Below are 8,491 nucleotides of genomic sequence, written 5' to 3'. Positions count from 1 at the left end.
AGCAGCAAATCTTTTTTGATTTGCTGCTTTTTTTAATACCACTTTATTCACTTTAATTAATTTTTCAAAAATATATATGTTAACTTTTACATGACAATATAATATTGTTATTCATTTGCAAGTATTGATATAGCACATTCTATTCTCTTCTTTTCCATTTCACAACCTATTTTATAAGGCTTTTTTAAATCATTATTTGCATAATATGCGTTTGCATGACATCCGCCGCTACAATAATATCTAGCCCAACACTCATAGCAATCTTCCTTTGTAAATACATTTGAACATTTAAAATTATCTCTTAACTCAGTATTTAGTATTCCTTCATCTACATTTCCAAGTTTAAATTGTTCTTCTCCTACAAATTGATGGCAAGGATATATATCTCCTTCCGGTGTTACAGCTACATATTCAGACCCTGCTCCACATCCCACAGTTCTCTTAATTATGCATGGTCCCTGAGTCAAATCTATCATAAAATGGAAGAACTTAAAATCAGGATCCTTTTTTCTGATCTCAATATAATCTTTACTCATTTTTTCATATTCATTTAATATCTTTTCAAGATGTTCTTCCCTAATTGCATATTCTTCTTTTTCATCTGTAACTACAGGTTCTATAGATGTTTTTTTAAATCCCAGATTGTAATATTCCATTAAATCTTGAGAAAAATCTAAGTTTTCATTAGTAAATGTCCCGCGAATATAATAATCTTTATCTCCTCTTTTATCTACTAACTTTTTAAATTTAGGAACTATAATGTCATAAGAACCTTTTTTGGAAATTGTCGGTCTCATATAATCATTAACACATTTTCTTCCATCTAATGAAAGAACTACATTGTCCATATTTTCATTTATATAATCTATTACGTCATCTCTTAATAACACTCCATTAGTTGTAATTGTAAATCTAAAGTGCTTATTATATTTTTTTTCTTCATTTCTTCCATAATCAACTAATTTTTTTACTAATTCAAAATTCATTAGAGGTTCCCCTCCAAAGAAATCAACTTCTAAGTTTTTTCTATTTCCTGAATTTTTTAAAATAAAATCAAGTGCTTTTTTACCTGTTTCTTCGTCCATAAGAAGTCTTTTCCCATTAAAATCCCCTTGTGAAGCAAAGCAATATTTACATCTTAAATTACAATCATGAGCAACATGAAGACACATTGCTTTTACTATATTATCAGGATTATATATAGGCTTAAAAAGTCTTTTGTCTTCAGTAAACAAAACTTCATCTTCTTTTAAAGCATTAATCTCTGAAATAGCCTCTCTTATTGACTCATAATCGTATTTTAAAGCATATTTTTTATATAATTCAGATTCATCTAAACTTAAAAAATCTCCTATTAAATCATATATTATTTCATCAACTACATGAACTGAACCACTCGCTATATCTAATACTATATATTTATCATTTAAAAAAAATTTATGAATACTTCCCATTTTTCCCCCATTAATAAAATAAAAGGGTGGTTAACCCAACCCTCTTATTGATTAGAATTTTCGCACTTTTGATTTCCAACTGTGCAAGAAGTTTTGCAAGCAGATTGACATGATGTTTGACATTCTCCACATCCACCTTTTGCAAAAGTATCTTTTAATCTTTTAGTTGTTAATGTCTTAACGTGTTTCATAAGTACCTCCATTTAAGCCTTTAAATCATTCTTATTAGCTATTACCGAATTAATTCCCCATTTCATAACATCAATTCTTGATTTATTTCCTGAAGATTCAATTACAACATAGTCCTCTTTAACAAGAACAACTTTTCCAATTATTCCACCAATAGTTATTATATCATCTCCAACTTTAAGATTAGCTCTCATTGATTTTATTTCATTTTCTTTTTTCTTTTGAGGTCTAATCATAAAGAAGTAAAATACTATTACAACAACAACTAATGGACCTACCGAGCTTAACATTTGTGCTATTTTTGGATCCATATTAAAACTCCCTTCTTATTTTATTATAACCGTATTTATTATAAAAGTCATCTTTAAATTCCATGAAAGTATCATTTTTTATAGATTCTCTTATTTTTTTCATTAAATTAATTAAAAAATGTAGATTATGAATAGTGGCAAGACGCAATGCTAAAATTTCGTCTACATTGAATAAATGACGTATATATGCTCTCGAATAATTTTTACATGTATAACAATCGCATTCATCATCAATCGGAGTAAAATCATCTTTATATTTAGCATTTTTTATTACAAGTTTCCCTTTTGATGTAATAACAGTACCATTTCTAGCTATTCTTGTAGGTAATACACAATCCGCCATATCTATTCCTCTTTCAACAGCTTCAAATAAATAATCAGGAGAACCTACACCCATCAAATATCTAGGTTTATTCTTAGGCATGAAATCAGTTGTAAAATCAAGTATTTCATTCATCAGTTCAAGAGGTTCTCCAACACTTAATCCTCCAACCGCATATCCGGGAAAATCAAGTGCTACTAAATCTTTTGCAGAAATTTCTCTTAAATCCTTATACATTCCACCTTGTATTATTCCAAATAAAGCCTGATTATCAACATTTTTATGATGATCTTTACATCTCCTAGCCCATCGTGTAGTTCTATTCATAGAATTTAAAATATATTCATAACTCGACGGATATGGAGCACATTCATCAAAACACATCATAATATCAGAACCTAATGTATTTTGGATATCAACAGATATTTCCGGAGATAAAAATTTTTTAGATCCGTCAATATGCGATCTAAATTCAACTCCTTCTTCCGATATCTTCCTGTTGTTACTTAAACTAAATACCTGAAAACCTCCGCTATCTGTCAAAATCGGTTTATCCCAATTCATAAACTTATGAAGCCCACCAGCTTTTTCTATTATTTCCATACCCGGCTTTAAATATAAGTGATAAGTATTTGATAAAATAATTTGAGCTTCAAGCTCTTTAAGTTCTTCGGGCGTCATAGTTTTTACTGTCGCTCTTGTACCAACAGGCATAAATATAGGTGTTTCTATCTCACCATGAGTAGTTTTTATTTTGCCCAATCTTGCCTTGCATTCTTTAGACTCTTTAATAAGTTCAAATTCAAACATAAAATCTCCTAATATATAAACATAGCATCTCCAAAACTGAAGAACCTATATTTTTCTTTTACTGCTATTTCATAAGTATTCAATATCATACTTCTAGTTGCAAATGCAGAAACTAACATTACAAGTGTAGACTCCGGCAAATGAAAATTAGTTATAAGCGCATCTACGCACTTAAACTTATATCCGGGATGTATAAATATATCTGTCCACCCATTAGATTCTTTAACCATACCTTTATCATCTGCACAACTTTCTAAAGTTCTAATTGAAGTTGTTCCAACAGCAACAATTCTTCTATTTTCTATTTTTGCCTTATTTATTTCATCTGCTGTATCTTTGCATATCTCATAATATTCAGAATGCATATGATGATTAAATATGTCATCTGATTTAACCGGTCTAAATGTTCCAAGCCCCACATGTAATGTTACGTATACTATTTTAACGCCTTTGTCTTCTAATTTTTCTAAGAGCTCTTTTGTAAAGTGTAATCCTGCAGTAGGTGCAGCTGCTGAACCATCAATCTTTGAATATACAGTTTGATATCTTTCTCTATCTTCGAGTTTTTCAGTTATATATGGTGGAAGAGGCATCTCACCTAATTCATCTAAAATTTCTTCAAATATACCTTCATATATAAATTTTATAATTCTATTACCATCTTCCAATACATCTACTATTTCTCCGTTCAATCTTTCAGAGAAAAAGATTTTAGTTCCTACTTTAGCTTTCTTTCCCGGTTTACATAAACATTCCCATGTATCTTTCTCAATCTTTTTTAAAAGTAAAAATTCTATATGTTCTTGTCTATCAATTCTACTGCCAAAAATTCTTGCCGGCATAACCCTAGTATTATTTAAAACAAGGACATCTCCGGTTTTTAAATAATCATAAATGTCATAAAAATGCTTATGAACAATATCACCTGTGAGCCTATTTAATACTAAAAGCCTTGAATAATCTCTATTTTCTAAAGGATGTTGAGCTATTAACTCCTTAGGAAGCTCATAATTAAAATCTCTTGTCTTCATCTATAACCTTTCTACTATTTATTAAGTTCAACTCCAGGAAAATAGAAATGTATGATTTCTCTGTAACTTTTTCCTTCTTTTGCCATTTCAACAGCTCCATATTGGCTCATTCCTACACCATGTCCATAACCCTTGCCGTCAAATTTAAAACTACTTCCTAAATCAGAAACTGTAAACAAAGCACTTTTTATTTTAGTGTTTCCAAAAATATTTCTAAACTTATTACCTGTAATATTAACTGTTGAATTACTTCCAATCAAATCTACTTTTTTTATTCTTCCTGAATTATCATAATCTGTTATATTTATTGATAAAAGTTCTCCAATATTAATAGAATTATTTTTTAACATATCAGTCATTTTAGATTTATCTAAAGAATAATTCCAAGTGTATTTTAATGAATATGGATCTTCAATTACAGTTAAATAACTTAATCCATTTCCTCCCCAAACATCTTTGATATCTGCAGTACACCCTCCGGAAGATGCTCCAAAAATAGTATCGGCAACCTTACCTTCAAATGTAGCATATACTCCGTTAGTTTCATCTACCGCTCTGTTACTTTTATCTTTTTCACAACTTTTTCCCCTATATACTTGAGAATTAGTTGTATCATCTAAATTGTATCCCAATTTTTTATATTTATTTATATTTTTTAATGCAAACCCTCTTGAACATATAGCTTGAGCCTTAAGTGCTTCTATTGGATATTCTGCTGATAATTCTTTTGGAACTACACCTTTTAAATAATCTTCAAGTTTAATATGATTTATAACTATAAGATTTCCTTTCAAATTTTTAAAATAAATATATCCTCTATATTCATTATTAACCTTCAAATAATCATCTGTTGCAAGCATCATAGCTCCGTCTTGTACTAAATCATTTGAATATATTTGTTCTTTATTTTTTAAAATTATTTTTCCCGACTTTAATACAGCAGTTACAGTTTTTGAATTTAAGTCGATTATCTTATTATAGTCTGCATCAACAAGATAGATGTTAGACTTTGACGTTACATTAATTTCACTACCTTCAGTATATGTTTTTCCGATTTTTATATTAAAATAAGTATCATCTTCAGCATAAACACTAAATGGTGACAATAATAACATTATCAAAATCACTAAAAAAATTTTTTTCATAAAAAGTTCTCCTGTTCTCTATATTCTATTCCAAAATGGTCATAAGCAGCCTTAGTAGGTACTCTACCTCTTGGTGTTCTATTTATAAATCCTATTTGCATTAAATATGGTTCATATGCATCTTCTATAGTAACTCTCTCTTCTCCTATTGATGCAGCTATTGCATCAATCCCAACAGGCCTTCCCATAAAATTTTCTATCATAGTACGAATTATCTTTCTATCCAAGCCATCTAACCCAAATTTATCTATATCAAGTAAATTTAATCCTTTTATTGCAACTCTTTTTGTTATTACTCCACTTTCCTTTACTTCAGCATAATCTCTAACCCTTTTTAGAAGCCTATTTGCAATTCTAGGAGTTCCCCTTGACCTGCAAGCTATTTCCATTGCACCTTCTTTTTCTATTGCAATATTTAAAATATCGGCAGATCTCATTATTATCTCAGTTAAACTGTCAATATCATACAATTCTAAATTTAATATAACCCCAAATCTATCTCGAAGTGGCGATGTAAGTTGTCCTGATCTTGTTGTTGCTCCAATAAGAGTAAACTTTTCAAGGTCCAATCTTATTGAACGTGCTGATGGTCCCTTTCCTATTATTATATCAAGAGCATAATCTTCCATCGCAGGATATAAAACTTCTTCAACAGATCTATTTATCCTATGAATTTCATCAATAAATAAAACATCATCTTCATTTAGATTTGAAAGTATACTTGCCAAATCTCCCGGTCTTTCAATTGCCGGTCCACTTGTTACTTTAACATTGACTCCCATTTCATTGGCTATTATATAACTTAAAGTAGTTTTTCCTAGACCCGGAGGTCCATTTAATAGACAATGATCTAAAGGTTCATGCCTATTCTTAGCAGCTTCTATAAAAATTTTTAATTTCTCAACAACTTTATCCTGACCAACATATTCACTTAACCATCTGGGCCTTAATGTATTGTCATTAGAACTGTCAAATGGAGTTATTGTAGGTTCAACCATTCTACTGTCTTCCATAACTACCTCCCCAACCTTTTAAGTGCTTCTTTTATCATTTTAGATACATCAAAATTCTCGTCAATCCCGGTAAGAGCCTTCTTAGCCTCATACTTATTGTAACCTAAACTAATCAAAGCTTCAACCGCAGGAGAAATATCTATTTCTTCCTTCAGGCTATTTTTTAATTCTTTAACGTCGAACCGAGTTTCAAAATTATATTTTGAAACCTTATCTTTTAATTCAAGAACTATTCTATCGGCTGTCTTCTTACCTATACCCGGAGAACTTGTAAGAGCCTTACTATTTTCATCAAGTATAGCAACTATTATTTGAGAAGCAGATAATGTAGAAAGTATACCCATACTCGCTTTAGGACCAACCGATGTTACTGATGTAAGTAAATCAAACAGTTTTCTTGAATCTTTATTCACAAATCCATATAATGTCATATTGTCTTCTCTGATGATCAGTCTTGTATATATTTTTACTTCTTGCATAATTTCAAGTTGTTCAATATCACTCTGTGACATATATACAATGTATCCCTTAAAATTATTTTCTATAACTATGTAATTGTCTAAAAGCTCGCTTATTATACCTTTTATATAATCTATCATCTATTTCATCCTAAACATGTCTTTAAACTTTAAGGAAGAAGCATGAGTTATAGCAACTGCAAGTGCATCTGCAACATCATCAGGTTTTGGAGTTTCTTTAAGTTTTAAGATAAATTTAACCATTTCCTGTATTTGTTTTTTTTCAGCTCTCCCATACCCTGCTATTGCTTGCTTGATTTGTAGCGGAGTGTATTCAAACAATTCTTTATGATTTAATTTTCCACAAAGTATCATAACTCCTCTTGCATGAGAAACTGCCATTGCAGTTTTTGCATTCTTATTAAAAAACAACTCTTCAAATGCTATGTCATCCGGTTTGTATTTTTTTACTAAATCTTCAAGTTTTAAATAAATTTTTTCCAGTCTCAACGGAAAAGACATTTTACTATCTGTAGTAATAGCACCGTAATCAAGTACTTTATATTTATTTCCCACCACTTCAATAATTCCATATCCAACTATCGCAAATCCCGGATCTATCCCTAATATTATCATAATCTATTACTAATAAAAAAACTAAGACAACAAATCTTAGTTTTTATTTATACCTCTTTAATACTTTGTCATTCACGCCTTCCCAATAAGCATTTTCATAAATCCTCATTGCATCTATACACAAAAATCTAACTATTTTTCTATCTAATCCATATAATTCTTTTTTAGAAAGATGTGAATTTGTTTCTTTAAATTTAACATCAGATTCATCAGTTATATCAAAATTAAGAACTAATTGTTTATCAACATGAGCATTTAAATTAAATACCTTCCTTTTTAAAAGATGCAAATTAAATTTAAATACTATATCATAAATAGTACGTCTTACTTTACTATCTCTTTTTAAATCTTTTAACATATTTTCTTTTAATTTTAATACTTCGTTATCTTTCACTTCATAATTAAATAACGTTCTTCTATAATACAAGTCTTCAATATTATAATTTTTAAATGTTATTATTTCTAATTTATTAATATTTTTAACTGCATTTGAACCTGCCCTGTATCCTTCTAAATATAAAAACAATTCAAACCTATTTACATCATTGTGAATAAGATTACTAAGATTATATGCTATAAGTTCTTTTCCTTCTTTATGCTTTAAAAACTTTATAATATCTTTTTTTAAATGCTTTAAAGAAATATAAGTAGGACATATAGTTTCTATAGAATTATCAACATCATACATATTAAGTAAAATATTAATGGATTCAGAATCATTATCGTACAGAAACTTCTCAATTAAATATCTTTTTATATCCATAGAGCAAAAATTATAATCATATTTAGTTTCTTTAATTTTTGATATTGCTCCCATAAAAATTCCTCCATGTATCCATTAATGTTATTATACTATAAATAGTTACAAATGTGTAATTTTTATTAAAATTAAAGTAAAATTATATTTTGTTTTTTACATTCATCAATAATTTCAGGAGTCCAAACTGAAGCTTGGACCTCTCCTATATGTCTTTTTTCAAGGAAAAACATACAAAGTCTTGATTGTCCTATCCCGCCACCTATTGTATATGGCAATTTTTTATTTATTATATTTTTGTGATAATCCATACTCATTCTTTCTGTCTTATTTGATTCTTCAAGCTGATTTTTAAGCGTAATTTT

General features: G+C 29.0%; 10 protein-coding genes and 1 pseudogene. All 11 read right to left on the bottom strand.

All coding sequences use genetic code 11. The features are described 5' to 3' along the window. Window positions 1-107: 107 nt before the first annotated feature. Window positions 108-1,454, bottom strand: a complete 1,347-nt coding sequence (scfB, locus tag HMPREF0629_RS04595; RefSeq protein ID WP_009222185.1) for a thioether cross-link-forming SCIFF peptide maturase — start codon at window positions 1,452-1,454, stop codon at window positions 108-110. Between the two features lie 44 nt (window positions 1,455-1,498). After that, window positions 1,499-1,645 (bottom strand): six-cysteine ranthipeptide SCIFF, encoded by a 147-nt coding sequence (gene scfA, locus HMPREF0629_RS04590; protein ID WP_009222184.1) that lies wholly within the window; start codon window positions 1,643-1,645, stop codon window positions 1,499-1,501. A gap of 12 nt (window positions 1,646-1,657) precedes the next feature. Next, the gene (yajC, locus tag HMPREF0629_RS04585; protein ID WP_009222183.1) at window positions 1,658-1,954 is read right to left on the bottom strand and encodes a preprotein translocase subunit YajC; all 297 of its coding nucleotides are present in this window, start codon (window positions 1,952-1,954) and stop codon (window positions 1,658-1,660) included. Between the two features lies 1 nt (window position 1,955). Continuing rightward, window positions 1,956-3,086, bottom strand: a complete 1,131-nt coding sequence (tgt, locus tag HMPREF0629_RS04580) for a tRNA guanosine(34) transglycosylase Tgt (RefSeq protein WP_009222182.1) — start codon at window positions 3,084-3,086, stop codon at window positions 1,956-1,958. Between the two features lie 8 nt (window positions 3,087-3,094). Continuing rightward, window positions 3,095-4,117 (bottom strand): tRNA preQ1(34) S-adenosylmethionine ribosyltransferase-isomerase QueA, encoded by a 1,023-nt coding sequence (queA, locus tag HMPREF0629_RS04575; protein WP_009222181.1) that lies wholly within the window; start codon window positions 4,115-4,117, stop codon window positions 3,095-3,097. 14 nt (window positions 4,118-4,131) lie between these two features. Beyond that, window positions 4,132-5,262, bottom strand: coding sequence for a SpoIID/LytB domain-containing protein (locus HMPREF0629_RS04570; RefSeq protein WP_009222180.1), 1,131 nt, complete (start codon window positions 5,260-5,262; stop codon window positions 4,132-4,134). Then, entirely contained in the window at window positions 5,259-6,275 is a 1,017-nt protein-coding gene (gene ruvB / locus HMPREF0629_RS04565; protein WP_009222179.1) for a Holliday junction branch migration DNA helicase RuvB, read from the bottom strand. The genes HMPREF0629_RS04570 and ruvB overlap by 4 nt, the downstream gene beginning before the upstream one ends. Before the next feature lie 2 nt (window positions 6,276-6,277). After that, window positions 6,278-6,874, bottom strand: coding sequence for a Holliday junction branch migration protein RuvA (gene ruvA / locus HMPREF0629_RS04560; protein WP_009222178.1), 597 nt, complete (start codon window positions 6,872-6,874; stop codon window positions 6,278-6,280). Then, complete coding sequence (gene ruvC, locus HMPREF0629_RS04555) at window positions 6,875-7,369, bottom strand: crossover junction endodeoxyribonuclease RuvC (RefSeq protein WP_009222177.1); 495 nt, start codon at window positions 7,367-7,369, stop codon at window positions 6,875-6,877. 43 nt (window positions 7,370-7,412) lie between these two features. After that, complete coding sequence (locus tag HMPREF0629_RS04550) at window positions 7,413-8,186, bottom strand: hypothetical protein (protein WP_009222176.1); 774 nt, start codon at window positions 8,184-8,186, stop codon at window positions 7,413-7,415. Between the two features lie 71 nt (window positions 8,187-8,257). Further along, window positions 8,258-8,491, bottom strand: a pseudogene (locus tag HMPREF0629_RS04545) (aspartate--ammonia ligase); the annotation flags it as partial.

The organism is Peptoniphilus sp. oral taxon 386 str. F0131, assembly GCF_000090945.1.
GTDB classification, from domain to species: Bacteria; Bacillota; Clostridia; order Tissierellales; family Peptoniphilaceae; genus Anaerosphaera; species Anaerosphaera mikwangii.
The sequence above is the reverse complement of the archived record's forward strand: the minus strand, read 5'-3'. Positions and strand labels throughout refer to the sequence as shown.

Excerpts from the sequence above, each read along its gene's own strand:
- scfB (WP_009222185.1), bottom strand. The coding sequence starts at position 1,454 with ATGGGAAGTATTCATAAATTTTTTTTAAATGATAAATATATAGTATTA.
- scfA (WP_009222184.1), bottom strand. The coding sequence starts at position 1,645 with ATGAAACACGTTAAGACATTAACAACTAAAAGATTAAAAGATACTTTT.
- yajC (WP_009222183.1), bottom strand. The coding sequence starts at position 1,954 with ATGGATCCAAAAATAGCACAAATGTTAAGCTCGGTAGGTCCATTAGTT.
- tgt (WP_009222182.1), bottom strand. The coding sequence starts at position 3,086 with ATGTTTGAATTTGAACTTATTAAAGAGTCTAAAGAATGCAAGGCAAGA.
- queA (WP_009222181.1), bottom strand. The coding sequence starts at position 4,117 with ATGAAGACAAGAGATTTTAATTATGAGCTTCCTAAGGAGTTAATAGCT.
- HMPREF0629_RS04570 (WP_009222180.1), bottom strand. The coding sequence starts at position 5,262 with ATGAAAAAAATTTTTTTAGTGATTTTGATAATGTTATTATTGTCACCA.
- ruvB (WP_009222179.1), bottom strand. The coding sequence starts at position 6,275 with ATGGAAGACAGTAGAATGGTTGAACCTACAATAACTCCATTTGACAGT.
- ruvA (WP_009222178.1), bottom strand. The coding sequence starts at position 6,874 with ATGATAGATTATATAAAAGGTATAATAAGCGAGCTTTTAGACAATTAC.
- ruvC (WP_009222177.1), bottom strand. The coding sequence starts at position 7,369 with ATGATAATATTAGGGATAGATCCGGGATTTGCGATAGTTGGATATGGA.
- HMPREF0629_RS04550 (WP_009222176.1), bottom strand. The coding sequence starts at position 8,186 with ATGGGAGCAATATCAAAAATTAAAGAAACTAAATATGATTATAATTTT.